At 40.1% G+C, this 20203-nt stretch carries 13 protein-coding genes; 11 read left to right on the top strand and 2 right to left on the bottom strand.

Annotation, left to right across the window (positions count from 1 at the left end; genetic code table 11):
* Positions 1-7 precede the first annotated feature (7 nt).
* On the bottom strand, positions 8-8383 hold the full coding sequence (locus tag GSQ19_RS29120) for a non-ribosomal peptide synthetase (protein WP_011316891.1): 8376 nt from the start codon (positions 8381-8383) through the stop codon (positions 8-10).
* 802 nt (positions 8384-9185) lie between these two features.
* On the opposite strand from GSQ19_RS29120, the gene GSQ19_RS29115 reads away from it, so the two are divergent.
* The 6 genes from GSQ19_RS29115 to GSQ19_RS29090 all read left to right on the top strand — a co-directional run bounded on the left by GSQ19_RS29115 (position 9186) and on the right by GSQ19_RS29090 (position 16925).
* Positions 9186-11765: a TonB-dependent siderophore receptor gene (locus GSQ19_RS29115; RefSeq protein ID WP_224311861.1), complete on the top strand. Its 2580-nt coding sequence runs from the start codon at positions 9186-9188 to the stop codon at positions 11763-11765.
* A 1-nt stretch (position 11766) separates the two neighbouring features.
* Complete coding sequence (locus GSQ19_RS29110; RefSeq protein ID WP_011316889.1) at positions 11767-13371, top strand: ABC transporter substrate-binding protein; 1605 nt, start codon at positions 11767-11769, stop codon at positions 13369-13371.
* A gap of 28 nt (positions 13372-13399) precedes the next feature.
* A complete protein-coding gene (locus GSQ19_RS29105) occupies positions 13400-14389 on the top strand; it encodes an ABC transporter permease (RefSeq protein ID WP_041457382.1) in 990 nt (329 codons plus the stop codon).
* Positions 14386-15264, top strand: coding sequence for an ABC transporter permease (locus tag GSQ19_RS29100; RefSeq protein ID WP_011316887.1), 879 nt, complete (start codon positions 14386-14388; stop codon positions 15262-15264). The genes GSQ19_RS29105 and GSQ19_RS29100 overlap by 4 nt, the downstream gene beginning before the upstream one ends.
* A 127-nt stretch (positions 15265-15391) precedes the next feature.
* Positions 15392-16321, top strand: coding sequence for an ABC transporter ATP-binding protein (locus tag GSQ19_RS29095; protein WP_011316886.1), 930 nt, complete (start codon positions 15392-15394; stop codon positions 16319-16321).
* Positions 16308-16925, top strand: coding sequence for an ABC transporter ATP-binding protein (locus GSQ19_RS29090; protein WP_011316885.1), 618 nt, complete (start codon positions 16308-16310; stop codon positions 16923-16925). Before GSQ19_RS29095 ends, GSQ19_RS29090 begins: the two co-directional genes overlap by 14 nt.
* A gap of 277 nt (positions 16926-17202) precedes the next feature.
* Here GSQ19_RS29090 and GSQ19_RS29085 read toward each other — a convergent pair whose 3' ends face one another.
* Complete coding sequence (locus GSQ19_RS29085) at positions 17203-17418, bottom strand: hypothetical protein (RefSeq protein ID WP_041457384.1); 216 nt, start codon at positions 17416-17418, stop codon at positions 17203-17205.
* 138 nt (positions 17419-17556) lie between these two features.
* Between GSQ19_RS29085 and GSQ19_RS29900 the strand changes: the two genes are divergently transcribed.
* From GSQ19_RS29900 to GSQ19_RS30400, 5 genes are all read left to right on the top strand, one after another.
* Positions 17557-17724, top strand: a complete 168-nt coding sequence (locus tag GSQ19_RS29900; protein ID WP_011316884.1) for a hypothetical protein — start codon at positions 17557-17559, stop codon at positions 17722-17724.
* Between the two features lie 96 nt (positions 17725-17820).
* Positions 17821-18423, top strand: coding sequence for a siphovirus Gp157 family protein (locus GSQ19_RS29080; RefSeq protein WP_011316883.1), 603 nt, complete (start codon positions 17821-17823; stop codon positions 18421-18423).
* A gap of 430 nt (positions 18424-18853) precedes the next feature.
* Positions 18854-19303, top strand: coding sequence for a hypothetical protein (locus tag GSQ19_RS29075; protein ID WP_011316882.1), 450 nt, complete (start codon positions 18854-18856; stop codon positions 19301-19303).
* 183 nt (positions 19304-19486) lie between these two features.
* Positions 19487-19855: a hypothetical protein gene (locus GSQ19_RS29070; protein WP_011316881.1), complete on the top strand. Its 369-nt coding sequence runs from the start codon at positions 19487-19489 to the stop codon at positions 19853-19855.
* Between the two features lie 141 nt (positions 19856-19996).
* The gene (locus GSQ19_RS30400; RefSeq protein ID WP_255449080.1) at positions 19997-20125 is read left to right on the top strand and encodes a hypothetical protein; all 129 of its coding nucleotides are present in this window, start codon (positions 19997-19999) and stop codon (positions 20123-20125) included.
* Positions 20126-20203: the final 78 nt, after the last annotated feature.

The raw sequence follows: 20203 nt of genomic DNA, 5'->3' as shown, positions 1-20203 counted from the left end.
AGAGGATTTAATTAGGTTGATGATTTTTTTGAGAAAGTAGGGTTTTTACTTCGGTTTCTGAAAGTGAATTGAGTTTTTTGAGAAGTTCAGTTAAAAGTTCGTTGTTGGGTTGTAATTGCTCTGGTGTGGGTAGTTTTTGGCGGTCAATTTTACCGTTGGGGGTTAGTGGGAGTGTATCTATTTGCAGGATGACTGAGGGAATCATGTAATTTGGTAGTTTGGTTTGTAAGAAAGAACGTAGTTCATTAGTTAAAGAATCTTGTGTTTGAGATGGGACAATATAAGCTACCAACTGCTGATTTTCTGAGTCGCTATTTCTCGCTATCACGATTGCTTGTTTAACTTGAGGGTGCTGTTGTAATACTGCTTCAATTTCCCCTAGTTCAATACGATATCCTCTAAGTTTAATTTGATGATCTATACGTCCGATAAACTCAATGTTGCCATTACTGAGATAACGTGCTTGATCTCCGGTTTTATATAGGCGTGCGTTTGGTTGTTTACTAAAAGGGTCAGGAATGAATTTTTCAATGGTTAATTCTGGACGGTTGAGATATCCTTTACTTACACCAAAACCACCAATGTAGATTTCCCCAGGTGTTCCGATTGGTACTGGTTGGAGATGAGAGTTGAGTATATAAATTTGGGTATTGCTAATGGGACGACCAATAGGAATAGAATTGTTGTTTAAATCGTGGTGAGAACAGTTATAAACACTACTCCAAACGGTGGTTTCTGTTGGGCCGTATTCGTTGAATAGGGATGTATTTGGTAGTAATTTTTGATGATTTTTGACTAACTCAATGCTACAGGTTTCTCCCGCTACAATTATAGTTTGTAGCGATATTAATTGCTGCTTTTCTATATGCGCTAACAGGGAGTTATACAGTGAAGGTACACTCAACCAATGTGTGATTTGATGTTGCTCAATTAGTTGCGCTAACTGCCAAATATCTCGTTGCCAACCATCTTTAATTAAAATTAATTTACCACCTTGGCATAATGTCCAAAAAATAACGGCAACAGAACTATCAAAAGCAAAGGATGGAATTAATAAAAAGCTGCTAATTGGTGTTTGATAGTAGGCTATACGGGCGTTGGTGGAGTGGACTAAGTTTTGGTGAGTAATTAACACTCCCTTGGGATTACCTGTAGAACCGGAGGTGTAGATTACATAGGCGAGATTCTCTTTTGTTGTTCTACAACTGGGATTGTCATCACTATTGTTGGCGATAATATCCCATTCAGAATCCAAGCAGAGAGTTTGTGCTTTATTGTTTGGTATTTTTGGCAATAGTTGGGATTGAGTTAATAGCAATGATACCTGAGTATCTTTTAATATAAAGGCGAGATGCTCTGAAGGATAAGTGGGGTCGAGTGGTAAATAAGCTCCTCCGGCTTTGAGGATTCCCAATATTCCCACGATCGCCTCTAAAGAACGCTCAACACAAATAGCTACTAGCGTATCCGCACAAACTCCGAGACGCTGTAAGTGATTTGCTAGTAAATTAGCTCGTCGGTTGAGTTCTTGGTAGGTGAGTTGTTCATTTTCATATACTAGGGCGATCGCATCGGGGTTACGTACAACTTGCGCCTCAAATTGTTGATGAATACACAAGTTTTCAGGATAGGCGATCGCAGTTTCATTCCACTCTACTAGTATTTGTTGCTGTTGTGCGGTACTTAGCAAACATTGTTCTTCATGGCGGTTAAATGGCTGTGTAGCCATTGCTATCAAGGTTTCGCTGTAATAGCTACCAATGGCGGCTAATTGAGTGCTGCTAATTTCTGCAATTTTGCACTCTAAGTCAAGTTGGATGTGGTCAGTAATATGGTTGCGATTAAACTCTACTCTCAAGGTAAAGTTACTTTCACCAAAACCTTGACCCCCAATAATTTCTAACCCTGATAAATCTTGCAGACGTTGATAAACATGAAAGTGTGTATAATTAAACACTGTTTCTAATAAAGGTTGGAGTGGCTGGCGATTGCCAAATTTTTGCAACTCTGAATAGGGATAGTGTCTGTAGGGTAATAACTCTTGTTCGGCTGCAAAAGCTTGCTGTACTAATTCAATCCAAGTTCCTGCTTCTAGTTGTAGTCGTAGAGGGATGGTATTAATAAAAGTTCCGAGAGTTTTTTCTCCGTCAGCTTCCTCTAACCGACTGTTAGATTCTAATCCTGTTAACACATCCTCATCGTTAATTAATAAACTCATCACTTTCAAATGTGCAGCTAACAAGACATTTTTTAAAGGAACTTCGGCGAGTCGCGCTAGTTGCTTGAGTCCATGAGAAACTTGAGGCGAAATCGGTACATCTAACACACCAACTTGGACATTTTTTTTTGCGTTATTTTTATCCCAACGAGGGATTGGCTTAATCACCAATCCTTGTAATTTTTGCTGCCAATAGTTTTGATATTCTGGAGATTGTAAAATCTGACTTTCGACAGCGACAAAATCCCGGTAGGAAATTGTCAAAGCTGATTCTATCTGATTTTCTTCTCCATTCAACAGAGTATGATAACGCTGTAACAATTCTGTTAAGAGAGAAGCATTACTCCAGCCATCTAAAATTGAGTTATGCCAACTTAAAGTGAGACAGAAGGTTTCATCTGTCAAACGATGAATAAATAGGCGCATCAGTGGTGGACAAGACAAGTCAAAACGCTGATGTTTTTCAATTTCAATCCAAGATGTAATTACCTGTATTTGTGCTGCTGGTAATAATGAGCGCAAATTCTCTACAACTACTGGTATACACGCACTTTGATGAACGAGTTGCAGAGGCTCATCAAAGTTAATTAAATCAAAGGAGGTACGCAAAATTGGATGGCGAGTTACAAGCTGTTCTATCGCCATTTGTAATAAATCTAAGTCAAAACGAACCCGCAGATGATATTGAAAAATGTCATGATACATCAAGGATTCCAAGTTGTACTGGCTATGAAAAATGATGCCAGTTTGAACTCTGGTTAACGGATAAGCATCTTCTATATTATTGGGCAGTTTATCTCTTTCAATGGCTGATATTAAGCTAAAAGCTGCGGTTTTCTCGGTTAATAAACTATCTAGTTGATTTAGGGAAATAGCTGTTAATAAATTGTAGATAGTTTGATGTTGAAAAACCTGCGCTACAGAGAAGCTTAAACCTCTTTCCTGGGCTTTCGCTACAACTTGAATACTGCGGATAGAATCTCCTCCCAATTCAAAGAAGTTATCGTGAATCCCCACTTGTTCAATTCCCAAAACTTCGCTCCAGATTTGCGCCAATATCTTTTCATGTAGAGTGTGAGGAGGGACGAAAGATTTTTCTAAATTAGGTCTACCTTGACCGGGATTTGGTAGAGATTTTTTATCTAATTTGCCATTTGCGGTGACAGGAAGTGCATCAAGCATGATGAACGTCGCCGGAATCATGTAATCAGGTAGTTTTTCACCTAAGAAGCGGCGTAATTTAGTAATATTGGGTGCAGGTTGATGACGACAAACACAATAGGCGATGAGTTGCTTTGTTGTTGATTCAACTAGCAGTTCTTCGGTTAATTCCCCTTTGAGGAAGTTTCGTAAATCCGTAATTTCTGAGTTATTTTCTGGAGGATTCAGCACAACTTGACGTTTTACAGCCGATGTTTCCCGCATCACAACAACGGCTTTCCGCACATCTGGATGTTGCGTCAAAACTGACTCAATTTCTGTCAATTCTATGCGGAAACCACGCAACTTAACTTGGTCATCTAGTCTTCCTAGATACTCAATACTACCGTCTGTATGGTAGCGTGCTAAGTCACCAGTTTTGTACAGGCGATTATTTGAGTTGTTACTGAAAGGATTGACAATAAATTTCTCGGCTGTGAGTTGTGGTTGGTTGAGATAACCCCTAGCTACACCTACTCCGCCAATGTGTAGTTCTCCTGGAACACCAATAGGAACTGGTTGTAAATGCTTATCTAGTATATAGATTTGCGTGTTGGCGATCGCTCGTCCTATGGGGACAATATTTTTATCAGAATGGCGATTGCAAGCCCAAAATGTAACATCAATTGCGGCTTCTGTGGGGCCATACAAATTATGCAATTCTGCATCCAAGCGCGTAAAAAAATGCTCTTGCAGTTGCACAGGTAATATTTCCCCGCTACAAATTACCCGTCGCAAGCATTTACACGCTTCAACGCTGGGTTCTGCTAAAAATACTTGCAGCATTGAAGGTACAAAATGAATCGTGGTAATTTGCTGCTCTTGTATTAATTTAACTAAATAAGCACTATCTTGATGGCCTCCTGGTCGAGCCATCACTAAACAAGCCCCGGTAGTCAAAGGCCAGAAAAATTCCCAAATCGACACATCAAAACTAAAAGGTGTTTTTTGTAACACTCTATCTACTATCGTCAATTGGTAAGTTTCCTGCATCCAAGCTAGGCGATTGCAAATTCCGCGATGGGTATTCATTACCCCTTTTGGTCTGCCAGTTGAGCCGGATGTATAAATTACATAAGCTAGGTTATGAGTTGTTACCTCATTCACTGGGTTGACAATAGTTTCACTAGCCCAAACTTCATTGTCTTTATCCAGACAAACCACCGTTGCTTGATGTTCGGGTAAACTGGGTAAAAATTTCTCTTGAGTCAATAAAACTGCAACTTGAGCATCTTGGAGCATAAAAGCCAGACGTTCTCGCGGATAGCTAGGATCTAGAGGTAAATATGCCCCTCCCGCTTTGAGAATCGCTAAAATACTGACTACCATCTGGGGCGATCGCTCTAAGTAAACACCAACTAACACCTCTTTTTTGACTCCCAAACCTTGCAGATAATGTGCTAGTTGGTTAGCCTGTTGATTCAATTGTTTGTAAGTAATTTCTTCCTGCTCAAAAACTACTGCTACCGCGTCTGGTGTCTTCTCGACTTGAGTGACAAATTGCTGATGTAAACAAATACTGTCGTAATCTTTCTGAGTAGCATTCCACTCTAATAGTAATTGCTGCTGTTCTTGCTGAGTCAGCATTGGCAGCATACCCACGGGCTGGCTAGGTTCAACAATGATACTTTCTAGTAATGTCTGAAAATGCCCAGCCATGCGGGTAATAGTGGCTGCATCAAATAAATCTGCATTGTATTCCCAAGAAGTCGATAGTACACCATTGACTTGGGAGATCGCTAAGGTAAGGTCAAACTGAGCTATTCGCTTGGACAGTGGTAAAGACTCTAACTCTAGTTCCCCTAATTTTAGTCTTGCACCAGCTTCCCCTAAAGCAAAGCCGCCTAATCCTTCGTTATTCAACAAGTGTGCTTTCTGAAAGACAAACATCACTTGAAATATAGGTGAGCGACTGGGATCGCGTGTGGGCTGTAGTTGCTCAACTAGCCGTGCAAAGGGATAATCTTGGTGAGTTAACGCATCCAAAACCAGCGATCGCACTTGTTGTAAAAACTGCTCAAATGTTGGATTTTCAGCGAAATTTGCCCGCAATACTATCGGATTGACAAAATAACCTACCAACCCAGCAAAATCAGCCCGACTTCTCCCTGTGGTTGGCGAACCGACTAACAAATCCTCTTGGCCTGTATAGCGATACAGCAAGACTTGAAAAACTGCCAACATAGTCATATACAGCGTGACTTGATGCTGTTGGCTGAAGTTTTGCAGTTTATTTGTTAGTTCTTGACCCAGTTGCCAACTTATACTATCACCTCTATAGGTTTGCATGGGCGGCCGCATCCGGTCAGCAGGCACATTCAGCACTGGTAGTTCTCCTGCTAGTTGCTGTTCCCAGTAAGCTTGCAGTTTTTCTCCTTGAGAACTAGCGATCATTTTGGCTGTAGTGCTTACATAGTCAGCATATTGGCAGGTTATGAGGGGAAGATTTTCGGCTTGGTAAAGTTTTCCCAACTCATCTACTAATATCGTCAGACTCCAAAAGTCAGCAATGATGTGGTGAACAACTAGCAGCAAGATATGTTCTTGAGATGAGCGAGTAAATAAACTCAACCGCATCAACGGATCTTGCTCTAAATTGAAGGGACGGTATGCTATTTCTAATAAGCGATCGCTTAAGTATGTCTCATCCCATGTTGTCGCATCTTGTTGTAGCCAACAAACTTCTACTTGTTGACAAACTCTTTGTCTTGGTTGTCCATCAATAGTGATGAAACTGGTACGCAAAGCCGGATGACGGTCAACTAAAATTTGCCATGCTCGGTGGAATGCGGCAATATTTAAATCACCATAAATCCGCGCCGCCCTAGCAATGTTGTAAGCATAATTTTCTGGTGCTAGTTGTTGTAAAAAGTAAAGAGCTTGCTGACCGTAAGTAAGGGAATACTCAGACGAGTGAGAATTTTGTACTGGTTCGTCAATTGTATGGGAGCTTAATTTGTCGAGTATTACCGTTGCTAATTGATTAATACTTACATCTGCCAAAAAGTCTTTAACTGCCAAAACTACACCGAATTTCGTCTCAACGGTGTGCTGGAGTTCAATGGCCATGAGAGAATCTATACCGCAAGTGCTTAAAGGCTGTTGTGGTTGAATTTGCGATAATTCCACTTTCAGAATTTGAGCAACTTGCTGTTGCAAGTACGATATTAGCTGTGGCTGTTCTGAGATAATTTCATCCGCTACACTTACCCCAGTTTCCATACCTTCTAAAATGCTACTGGCAATAGTCTCCCAACTTCCTGCTAAAAATTTCGCCCGACAAGCATAACGCTGAATTTTCCCACTAGAAGTCCTCAAAATGCTCCCTGGTTTGAGCAGCAGTACCCCATACAGTTGTATTTCATGATTGACCGCGACAGCCGCACGGATTGTGGCAATTACCTCGTCTATATCCAACTTTCGTATGTGACTGCGTTGGACTTCTTGAGCAATCACCAGTCTTTCTTCCCCATCCACATCAATACTAAATGCTGCCCCACCGTGAGGTTCTAAAGCTGGATGGCTCTGCTGGACTGTATTTTCAATGTCTTGAGGATAATAGTTTCTGCCCCGAATAATAATCAGATCCTTCAAACGACCTGTGATAAATAGTTCACCATCCTGTAAAAATCCCAAGTCTCCTGTACGCAAAAACGGCCCTTCTTTGGTGTCCTTTGTATAAGCTTTAAAGGTGGACTCTGTTTGCTCTGGCTGATGCCAATAACCTTGAGCTACACTCGCTCCCGCCACCCAAATTTCACCAACTTGGCGATCGCTACAAGCACTCAAGGTCTGGGGATCGACAATGACAATTTTCAGATCCGCTAAGGGTTGACCACAACCTACCAATATCTGTGTGCCGATTTCTCCCGCTTTAGCTGGAACTATCTGATTTTGCGCTAGAGCATCTGATTGGACTGGCTGTAATACTGGTGGAGTTGTTTTACAGCCTCCAGAAACAATCAATGTGGTTTCTGCCATTCCGTAACAGGGATAAAATGCTTCGCGGCGAAAGCCACATTCACCAAAGGTAACAGCAAATTTTTCTAGTGTTGCTTGGCGAACTGGTTCTGCACCGTTAAAAGCTACTTCCCAGCTACTCAAATCTAAGGTAGCTCGTTGTTCGGCTGTAATTTTCCGCACGCACAAATCATAAGCAAAATTAGGGCCGCCGCTAGTTGTGGCGCGATACTGAGAAATTGCTTGTAGCCAGCGCACAGGTTTTTGTAAAAATGCCACTGGAGACATGAGAATGCAAGGTATCCCCAAATATAGAGGCTGGAGCATATTCCCCACTAAACCCATGTCATGAAACAGTGGTAGCCAACCCACAAAGATGGTTGCTGTGGTGTGCTGCATCGCCTGTTTAATCAACAACTGGTTATGCAGTAAGTTTCCATGACTCACCATTACGCCTTTTGGTGTACCTGTAGAGCCGGAAGTGTATTGTAAAAAGGCCAGGGTGTCCCTATCTATAACTGGCTGTCGCCATAAATTTGTCCAGTCATCAGCCATCATGTTATCTGTGGTTAGCAACCGCAGAACGTTGAATGTTGGATGCTGCTGTAAGTAGGACAAGACGGTTGTTGTAGTCAGTGCGACTGTTGAATCTGCATCAGTAGCGATCACACTCAGCCGAGATAAGGATTGATTCGCACGCGGTGGATAAGCCGGAACTGCGATCGCTCCTGCATATAAACAGCCAAAAAATGCCGTGATAAATTCTAAACCTGGTGGATATAGGAGTAAAACCCGTTCGCCTTTTTTGACTCCAAAAGCTTGTAATAAACCAGCAATTCTCTGAGCTTGATTGTCTAATTCCCCATAAGTTAATGATTGGACTTCAACCTCTCCATCCAGTAGAAAACAGTAGGCTTGTTGCTGAGGTTGCTTTTGCGATCGCCAACGGATAATTTCCAGCAAATTCACAAATTCTACTGATTTCTGCGAAAGGTTCTTATCCATTGATACCACTCCATGACTTAATTATTTTTGTGGAGTAAAACTGTTTATGGTTGTTAATAATTAGATGCTTGGGAAGGGTTGATAATTTAGTATTTTATGACTTCTAGAAATTAAATTATCCCAACTTTGAAACGCGAAGACAATGATCAGATTTTTTCTCTCCCAGCCTTCCCAGCTTCTAAACAGATAGGATATCTATGTTGTTTGCAAGTCTCTTAGGTGTTATTTGCTTGATAATGATAATATTTATCATCTAATGTTTGTTTCTGTCAAATATAAACAAATATTGCAATTTCATTCAAAAACAAAATATTCTGCTGCTCTAAATTCATGTTTATCTTGGCTAGAAAATCATGGGAGATAATTTTAAATTAATTTGACCAAATGTCCAATTTTAAAAAAGTTATCTAATTACTTTGTATAGAATTAAGTAACTGATAGTTCAGGAAATACTTGACTTTTATTATCAAATTGGTATTGTAGGAATGATTATCTTTATTTTCTATGACCACCTAGCAAAATATTTTGAATGCAGCCAAAATAGTCTTAACTAACCAATACTTAATCAATCAATCACTTATCAGAAAAATAAATTGATTTCTCAGCTATTTAGGGAAAGAAAGATTTAACAAATCTAAATTTGTTGCGTTGTAGATGCAGTTTTTTCATTTTTACTTAGAATAGATAGTTTAGACTGTGCGAGAATGATTATCATATACAACCCATTCAGAGTCAAGCGGATTGTGATCGCGTGCAACTGAGTTGGTGTTGATTTCATAAAAATTTGGTGTGGAGTAAAGCTTTGAAACGTAGACAACGTGCTTATTTGGGAATTATAGGAACTATTGTTTTATTGGGGACTCAGCCTGCAAACGCACAAGCAAGCCCAAATGTCGCAGAGAATACAGAAGTACCAAACACACAGATTCCTCAAACGAACATCAAAGGACTGTTAGCGCAGGAGCAACCACAAAATGCAGCAGTCACAATTGTCACGGGAGTGCGCCTGAACTCAACAGCTAACGGTGTGGAAGTCATTTTAGAAACTCCCTCATCAGACAAGCTACAAACCGCAACTCAGAACGAGGGGAATAACTTTATTGCAGATATATCCAACGCGCAACTGCGTCTGACAACTGGTGACTCATTCCGCCAAGAAAAGCCAGTTGCGGGAGTTGCAGAAGTTATAGTCACCAATCAAGATGCTAATAGTATTCGCGTTGTAGTGGTAGGTGAAACCAGTCTTCCCAAAGTTGAGTTGTTTGACGACGATGCAGGTTTAGTTTTTGGTGTCACACCAGATGCAACATCTACACCACCACCACAAACACCGGATACTGAAAAACCTAGTAGTGAAACACCACCAACTCAACCATCGGCGCAAGAGAAAGAACCGATTGAATTAGTAGTGACAGGAGAACGTGATAGTTACAGTGTTCCTAGTGCGATAACTGCAACCAAGATAGAAGCTCCACTCAGGGACATTCCCCAATCAATTCAAGTAGTTCCCCGTCAGGTAATTGAAGATAGACAAATAGTTCGCATTGGTGAAACTATCGAAAATGTCAGTGGAGTTCAAGAACTACCAGGATACGGTGGTTCAACATCCTTGACAGGTTATTACTTTCGGGGTCTTTCATTGGCTTATCAGAGTCTTCGCAATGGCTTCCGAGATATTGGAGTTATTGGTAGTCGTGATATCGCTAATATTGAGCGAGTGGAGTTTTTCAAAGGCCCCGCTTCTGTGTTGTATGGAGGACGTTTTTCTTTAGGTGGATTAACCAACACAGTCACCAAAAAGCCGATAGAAGAACCTTATTACAATCTTGGTGCAACCATTGGTAGTTATGATTTTTATCGTCCGACGCTTGATATTAGCGGCCCATTAACCAGCGATCGCTCTTTGTTATATCGTCTGAATTTAGCCTATCAAAATTCCGGTAGTTTCCGCGATTTTAATGAAAATGAAAGTTTCTTTGTAGCCCCGGCTATTACCTGGAAAATTAGTCCCAAAACCAGTCTAACAGTAGAGCTAGAACAACAAAACTATAACTACACTTTTGATTATAACTTTCCGCCAGAGCGGGAAGTTTTTCAACTACCAATTAGTAGATTTTTAGGTGAGCCAAATTTTAATGATGCTACCTTTAATTCCACATCAGTTAGTTATAATTTTGAGCATAAATTTACTGATACTTGGAAGTTTCGCCAAGGATTTAGTGCCATCATTGTCAATGGTGATACCCGCCAAGTAGAACTATTTGACCCTCTAGGCAATGACCGCAGAACATTACCCCGTTCACCATTGAGAACCGAAGAAGAACAAGAAGATTACGTACTCCAAAATGAAATATTTGGCGAATTTAAAACAGGTTCTATTCAACACAAAATTCTTGTTGGTCTGGAACTATCGCGTTGGGGCTATGATTTTAATTACTTCCGAGGAACGCTAGATCCAATCGATATTTTTAACCCCCAATATGGCGCACAAGCAATAAACTTTGAACAAGAATTACATCGCAAGCAAAGCTCAGATAACTTGGGGATTTATCTACAAGACTTCATCGAGATTTCACAAAATTTGAAACTATTAGCTGGTGTTAGATTTGATATTAATGATGTCTCTGTAGTCAACAAAATTACTAATACAACTATTAACCAGCAAACAACTACTCGCTTTTCGCCACGAGTGGGGATAGTTTATCAACCAAGTTCCACAACATCACTGTATTTCAATTGGGCTAATTCCTTTAACCCACAATTTTTTAGAGTTAGTCGTACAGGTGAGCAGTTTCCACCGACAACAGGGGAACAGTTTGAAGTAGGGATAAAACAGGATTTCTTGAACAATCGCCTCTCCACAACCTTAGCACTGTATCAAATTACGCAACAGAATGTGTTAACAAGTGATCCAGCAGACCCTAGATTTAGTATCGCTACAGGCGAACAAAAAAGTCGTGGTGTGGAATTAGATATAGCAGGAGAAATACTACCAGGCTGGAAAATCATTGCTAACTATGCCTATGCCAATGGTTTTGTCAGTAGAGATAATAGCATTCCTGAAGGCGATCGCATTGCCGGGATTCCACAACACAGTGCAAGTTTGTGGACTACCTATGAATTACAAAAAGGGAATTTACAAGGATTAGGATTTGGTTTAGGACTTGTATATGCGTCTGAAAGAGAAGCCCAACTACCAAATACCTTCACTCTTCCTTCATACGTGCGAGTCGATGCGGCTTTATCCTACCGTCGGGATAATCTCAAAGTTGGACTCAATTTCCGCAATTTGTTTGATACCAAGTATTACAACACCGATACCTTCTATATTTATCCCCAAGCACCTTTGACGGTATTGGGAACAGTATCAGTGCAGTTTTAATATGAAACACTTCAAGGTACTATTTGGCATCATCCTCATACAAATTTTGGTGGGTTGTAATTTAGCTACACCTAAGCGAGTAGCTAACAATCCTTCTCAGCCAAAAAAGCAAATTGTGATTGCTTTGGGGTGGGGAGATTCACCAACAGGGTTTGATCCGACATTGGGTTGGGGTTATCATGACCCTCCTTTGTTCCAAAGTACCTTGGTACGTCGGGACGAAAATCTGCAATTAGTTAATGATTTGGCTAAAAGTTATACTTTGAGTCCTGATAAAAAAGTCTGGAGGTTTAAAATCCGTCCAGATGTGCGGTTTTCTGATGGTAAAATGCTAACAGCCGCAGATGTCGCCTATACATTTAATCAAGCAAAAGCCAGTCCTGGTCTAACCGATGTGACAATTTTGGATAAAGCTGTAGCGAAGAGTGCTTATGAAGTAGAACTATATCTGAAGCAGCCGCAAATTACCTTTATTAATCGCATCGCCCAATTGGGAATTGTCCCCAAACATCTGCATAATCAAAACTATGGTCGAAATCCCATTGGTTCAGGCCCTTATCGTTTGGTGCAATGGGATGAAGGTCAACAAATGATTGTTGAAGCTAATCCCGATTACTACGGCGAACAACCAGAAATCAAAAAGATTGTATTTTTGTTTACTAGAGGAGATGCGGTATTTACGGCTGCCAAAGCGGGAGAACTGGACTTAGCACAAATTCCGCCTTTTTTAGCCAAGCAGTCAGTTACAGGAATGAATTTGTATGCCATCAACAGCAATAGTCGTGTAGGCTTGATGTTTCCATATCTTCCCAATACAGGACGTAAAACTACTGAGGGAAATCCCATTGGTAACAATGTCACAGCAGACCGAGCCATTCGCCAAGCGGTGAATTACGCAATTAATCGCCAAGCTTTAGTTACAGGTATTTTAGAAGGTTATGGTTCACCAGCTTATGGTGCAGCCAGTAAATTACCTTGGGATCAACCACAAGCGGCGATCGCAGATGGAAACCCCGACAAAGCAAAACAAATTTTAAGCGCAGGAGGTTGGAGAGATAGCAACGGGGATGGGGTATTAGAAAAAGCGGGGATGAAAGCAGAATTTACGATTCTCTACCCTGTAAGTAATCCTACCTCCCAAGGTCTAGCATTAGCGATCGCCCAAATGCTCAAACCTGTAGGTATCAAAGTTAACGTTGACGGTAAAAGCTGGGAAGATATTTCGCGGCGAATGCACCAAGATGTAGGGCTGTTTCCCTGGGGAATATACGACCCAATGGAGTTATACATTCTTTACCACAGTTCGGCAGCCCAAGGAAACTGGCGTAACTCCGGTTACTATTCTAATCCCCAGGTTGACCAAGCACTCGACAAAGCAATGGCCGCCGCATCAGAAACAGCAGCTTTGCCGTTTTGGCAACAGGCGCAATGGAACGGTCAAACTGGGACAGTCACCATAGGAGATGCAGCATCAGCTTGGCTAGTCAACCTGGAGCAAATTTATCTTGTGAGTTCTTGTTTAGATATTGGTAGACCAATTCAGGCTAGTAATTACACTGGCTCAATTATGATCAATATTACTAAGTGGAAGTGGATATGTAATTAGTTGCTTATCTTGATGAGGAGATAAAAATGTGAATCGGATTTTTTTATTTATACTCAAAAAATTTTTACATTTATGTTTACTTTTGCTAGCTGTTTCGGTGTGTAGCTTTGTATTGATGAGCTTTTCTCCAATTGACCCCATCAATGCTTATGTGGGTGCAGATATTTCTCGCATTGGCACAGAACAACGAGAATTAATTGCTAGACAATGGGGATTAGATCAACCGATGACTACCCGCTTTTTTCTTTGGTTACAGCAATTTCTCCAAGGAAATTTAGGCACTTCGATAATTTTTAATCAATCAGTCTCAAATGTCATTGCAACTCGCTTTCAAACATCTTTAGCATTGATGGCGTTAGCGTGGCTAATATCAGGTGTTTTGGGCATTACTTTAGGTCTTGTGGCAGGGGCAAATGCAGGTTCAATAATAGATAGAATCATTCGCCTTTATGCCTATACTTTGGCATCTAGTCCAACTTTTTGGATTGGGTTGCTGCTACTAAGTTTATTTGCTGTGCAATGGCGACTAGCCCCTATTTGTTGTGCTGCACCTATTGGTGTTTTGCTAGAAGATGTGACATTTTGGCAACGCCTACATCATCTATTTTTACCGGCTTTAACTTTAAGCTTAATTGGGATTGCTAGTATTGCTCTGCACACCCGTGAAAAACTCATTGAAATTCTACATAGCAACTATGCTTTATTTGCTTTTGCTCAAGGTGAAACCAAAATGGGCTTTATTATCCATCATGGATTGCGGAATATTGCACTACCAGCCATTACATTACAATTTGCTAGTTTGAGCGAATTATTTGGCGGTTCTGTCCTAGCGGAAAGAGTATTTGGATACCCAGGATTAGGTGATGCTACTACACAGGCAGCTATGCGGAGTGATGTGCCATTACTAGTGGGAATTGTGTTATTTAGTGCTTTATTTGTTTTCACAGGTAACTTTTTAGCTGATCTGGCTTATCAGCTAATCGATCCGCGTATCCGTATTGGGAAATCTGCATCATGAAAATCCCAGTGGTTGTTTCTCACCCGCAAAAGTTTTGGTATAAATTGTCTAACTTTTTAGGCAATCGTCGCCGTCAGACATTAGCGATCGCTACATTATGCACAATCATATTAATCGCTTTATTGTTAAGTACCCAAATCATTGGTACAGATGGTTTGGAAATTGCTTTACCAGAACGTAACTTAGCACCTTCATTCGCCCATCCCTTTGGTACAGATTGGTTAGGTAGGGATATGCTAACTCGCACTCTCCACGGTTTGAGTTTGAGTTTATGGGTGGGGCTATTAACAGCTACAGTCAGCGCAGTTATAGGTTTAATCTTAGGAACACTTTCCGCAACTTTAGGCGGCAAAGTAGATGCAGTAATTGTTTGGATAATTGATGTATTTTTTAGTCTGCCCCACTTAGTATTAATTATTTTAGTGGCTTTTGCTATGGGCGGTGGTACGCAGGGTTTAATTATTGCGATCGCCTTAACTCATTGGACTAGTTTAGCTCGACTTTTACGAGCAGAAGTTTTGCAACTCAAAAGTGCTGCTTATGTGCAACTATCTGCCAAACTGGGTCATTCTCCCTTGTGGATTGCTCGTCACCACATCCTCCCCCATCTTATCCCCCAATTTCTGGTAGGGCTGATATTACTCTTCCCCCATGCAATTTTACATGAGGCAGGTTTAACTTTTTTGGGATTGGGAATTTCCGCACAAACTCCTGCTATTGGCATTATTCTCTCAGAGTCAATGCGCTACTTATCGGCTGGATATTGGTGGTTAGCGGTTTTACCAGGAGCATCTTTACTCATAGCTGTACAAACTTTTGATATTTTAGGGCAAAGTCTACGCGCTTTATTAGACCCAAAAACTAGCCAGGGGTAAGGGACTTTCAATTTAAAAATATACAATCACGTTAATTGCAAAGGGGCAGGGAGCAGGGGGAAAGACAGTTGTTTTGAAGCAGATAAATTGGATAATTTATTCTCTGTAAGTCCCTAATAACTAAAATATGCTATCAGTAAAAAATCTCAGTGTCACTTTTACAATGTATGATGTGGGCTTAACCCAGAAGCAATTAACTGTAATTACTGACTTAGATTTAGAGGTTAATGCTGGTGAAGTCGTTGCAGTTGTTGGTTCTAGTGGCTCAGGTAAAAGTTTACTCGCTCACGCCATTTTAGGTATATTACCGCACAACGCCCAAGTGACAGGACAGATAATATTTCAGGGAGAACCGTTAACTGTAGAACGTCAGGCGCAGTTGCGAGGAAAGCAAATCGCTCTAATTCCACAATCTATAAGCTACCTTGACCCTTTGATGCGTGTGGGTTCTCAGGTAAATCGTGCAGGTCATTTAAGTGGATTACCTAAGATAAAAGCTAAACAACAAGTAGATCGAGTATTTGACCGCTATGGGTTAGCTACGGTGGTGAAACAGCAGTATCCTTTTCAAATTTCTGGAGGTATGGCGCGGCGAGTGCTAGTTGCTACAGCAGCAATAGGATGTGCTGAGTTGTTAATTGCTGATGAACCTACTCCTGGGCTACATCCAGAGATTGTAGTAGAGACGCTGAATCATCTGCGGGAACTGGCTAGTGAGGGTAAAGGTGTCATCTTAATTACTCACGACTTAGAAGCAGCCTTGCAAGTGGCGGATAAAGTGGCTGTGTTTTATGCAGGAACAACCCTAGAAGTGGCGAAGGCTGGTGATTTCACATCTGGAAATCTACGTCATCCTTATACCCAAGCTTTGTGGCGATCGCTTCCCCAAAATGAGTTTATCCCTGTTCCTGGTAGCCAACCCAGCCCAGAGGCTTTACCTGTTGGTTGTTTATTTGGCGATCGCTGTCCCCTAGCAACAGAAACTTGCTTAGAAGCTAGACCCCAAGTTCGCATAGTACGGGGCGCACCCGTGAGGTGTATTCATGTTGAAGGCTGAACATTTATCTTTTCGTCACCATTCGCAGCAAAGGTGGATTTTGCAAGATTTTAGTTTGGAATTAGCCAGAGGCGAAGTTGTGGGTTTGACTGGGGCGAGTGGTTTGGGTAAAACCACAATTGCTAAACTTCTAGCGGGATATCTCCAACCGACTCAAGGAAAGATAACTTGTAATGGTCAACCCTTACCCAGCAGTAGTTATTGTCCTGTACAGATGATTTTTCAAAACCCTGAACTAGCTGTCAATCCGCGCTGGCGAATCAGCAAGATTTTAGCAGAAGGACAGCAGCCTTCAGATGATTTACTCGCTGCTTTGGGCATTCACCAAAGTTGGCTCAATCGCTATCCTCATGAACTCAGTGGGGGTGAGTTACAACGGATTGCAGTGGCGCGATCGCTCAATTCTTCCACACGCTACTTGGTTGCAGATGAAATGACGGCAATGCTAGATGCTAACACTCAAGCTCTGATTTGGCAGGTAGTGATTAAATACGCCAAGGAGCATGAAATAGGAATTTTAGTCATCAGTCATGAAGTAGCGTTACTTCAGCGTCTTTGCTCTCACATCATTGATTTGAGTCAACTAATTTATCAAATTAGATGAGAGCAAAAACGTGGTTGAGATGACTGTAAAAATTGCCTACCAACTTGACAAATGGCTTCAATCAAAGTGGCAAAGAGATACGCGATTCTACACCTTAACCCTTTGCCAAAACCTATTTGGAGAATGGACGATCACTAAAACTTGGGGCAGTGCCATATATAGAGGATTTGGCAAGTCAAAAGATTTAGATTGTCCTGATTATCAAGCCGCGTTAATAACTTACTACAAGCTCCAAGAGCGAAGAGAAAAGCGAGGGTATAAAAGAGTTGACCTATAGTCAAGATATTGATGAATCTTTAGCTAGTCGCCATGAAAGTAGTTCATAACCTGATAAAAATTTATCATTGCTGACTCTAACCAAAATTTCTCCTTGCTGTACTGGTAAATATTTTTCGGAACATCCTGACAGAAACCTCTCTCGATAGCCAGCCTGACGATACCAACGTTCAAACTCTTCCTCAAAAGGAGTAATCGCCCATTCTACCTTGACCATTTTCTACGTTGTAGAATTTAATTTAGAGAAATTACCAATAATTATAAGAAGGGGTAAGATTAATTTTCTCCCTTAATCATCAGAACTATAACAAGCACTAACGTGCAACTTCATTAGATGAATTGAAGTTGTATAGAGATGAAAACTGTTATAAATTCTAACCCAAAAAAGGCAAAAAAATCCCCAAAATCTACATTGCAGACTCAACAAGTTAGCCTGTTTTTAGATGAGGCAGATTACTACGACTACGAAGCAGAATTGGCACAAGAAAAGTCAGATTACTATCACTTGCGGTACGGGTACTAGATTCAATCTCCCTTCAAGCATCACCTCTTCCTAGTAAACAAGCAGTAGCAGGTAACTAGGTAACTGCTACTGGTTTTTCATATCAAAAAGTAAATCATGACTCAAGCAATTGAACGCGAAATCAATCAACTCACGCTCAAAGAGTTAAGCTTAGATGCTGCTAAACTCTGGTCACAGATAGAAGAAGCAAGCGAGTTAGGCGAAGAAGGTAAAGTAGAACAACTCGTACAAGAACTTATGGGTGTTCAAGATGGTATCGAAACCAAAATTGATGCGATCGCCTGGGTAGTAGACCAGTTAAATCTTGACCTTGAAACCTGGGAAGAAAGAAAAGCACGAGTAGCCGAACTCCACGATCGGGTAATTTCACGTCGTAAAACTCAACTTGAACAAATCAAGCGTACCCTGATCCATCTGCACGAGATTGGATTAATCAGTGACAAAAATATTGGTAAGGAAAGGGTAATTGAAATCAGGGATAACCCACCCAAAGTCGCTAATTTACTAGTAGAGGTAGACGATCAAGATTTTCCTGATGAATTTAGAGTTATTAAGTACCAAGCTAATAATAAGGCAATTCTTGAAGCCTATAAATCTGGTAAAGATATTAGCGATGTTGCTGAGATAACTATTGGCAAACAAGTACGGTTTAAGGTGCAATCAGCTACTAAGGGGCGCAACAAGAAAAACCACAACTAATGGCATACGCCTCAACCATGTAAATCAAACACAGGTATATCCCATCATTTTACAAATATATCATCAAATGGTTAAGAGTTAAATCTTAATCATTTTTATTTTTTCTAAAAACTATACCTCAATTTTAAACTTATTAAAAAAATCATCAAAACTTTGCTTAGATTTAAAATCAGTGAATATATAATTGATAAAACAGTAAATATCAATTTTAGCAGCAGTAATTATGTGCCGGACTAGGTACAAACATCGTTACAATAGATTGGTATATTTAACCTTCTGTGATGTGGTTCAGTAGGTGATTGCAATTGTGTATGTATTTTCAAATTTTCCACTATCAAGATGATAATTCAAACTAGCCTTAAGTTTAATCTTAAGGTATGCAATCACCATAAATAAAAATTAAATATTAGCTATCGGGAGACATCTTCAAATGTCATATCATCAAAATCGAAGTATAGTTATCCGTAACGCTATTATCAACAGTTTATTTATTATTTGGTGCTTGGTTTGGCGTACTGGTTTGGGGCTAACTTTTTTCATCATATATGCTTCTCTTGGCTACATATATAACTGGCCATTTTACCTTCCCATTTCGATTATTTTGGGATTTGTTCCTTGGGGCTGGAAAGTGCAAGAAGAAAGAAGGATTAGAGAAGAAGAACAAAAAATGAAAAATTTGAAAAATAAAATTGAGGATGGTGTTATCTATGCCAAAGTCGAATCAAATGTCGAGATAAATTACAGGGGAGTTATCTTCCTTAAATCAGTACTTGGTCTATTTGTTAGCGGATTTTGGGGAATGATACTTGGCTGGAAAGCTATTTGGAATATGATAATACAGTTAGTTGATAATATTAGAACAGTTGTTAGATATATGTAGAGTGACATCTTTATCTAAGCAAACCAAGACCAAGATATTTCATCACTATTACACCATTAATTTATTATCGATTCTTTTATTCAGAGTAAATTTACACAAGCTAACGCTTTGATATAAATAGAAGGCTGGTATACCGCTTCATTAAATAGCCAGTTACTAATTATATCAACAGGAGTTAAAACAATGGAATTAGCACAATGTATGCTAACAGGGCTTCTCTACATTCTTATTTACGGATTTTCTACTCTCTTCATTTTCCAATTCTTGCTAGAGATATCTATCGCTTTTGAAAAGCACTGCAATTGCACTACATCCATAAAACCCACTGTAAGTAAAATTGAAAACTTAACTGATAAATCCAAACTTCAGATATCCAACAAAAATCAAGTATCTACAAACAAACATATCACTGTTCAACAGTTAAGAAAAAGATGCTCCCAAGCTGGAATAAAATGGAGTTACGCTATCCAATTATCTAAAACAGGCAAGAAACGACACCTCAATCGAGAAGAAATGTTAATAGCTCTAAGCCAGATTAAACAGTCAGCATAATAAAAATATAAACTGATAGTAATTAATTCTATTATCAGTTTATATAAAATGGACAAGTATTGTATTTGTTGGCGAAGAAAAAATTCTAGTAAAGACGCAACACCCCTAATTTTCAATCATCCAAATTCTAGACAAGAAGCAATGATGAAAGGTGATTATGGAGAGATGGAGTTATGGGATAACCTAACTGCTGCTCAAGCAGAAGTAAAAAAATTTAACCACAGATATCCCAATCTTTTCTTTTGGGTAAAAGAACCAAATGTCAAATAATCATCCCTACAAAATTATTCCTGATAGAATTATCAAACTAGCAAAAAACCAGATTTTTGTATTTGGCAGCAACACACA

The organism is Trichormus variabilis 0441, assembly GCF_009856605.1.
In the GTDB taxonomy this organism is placed as follows: domain Bacteria; phylum Cyanobacteriota; class Cyanobacteriia; order Cyanobacteriales; family Nostocaceae; genus Trichormus; species Trichormus variabilis.
Note: the sequence above shows the minus strand (reverse complement) of the source record. Positions and strands in the feature narration are given on the sequence as shown.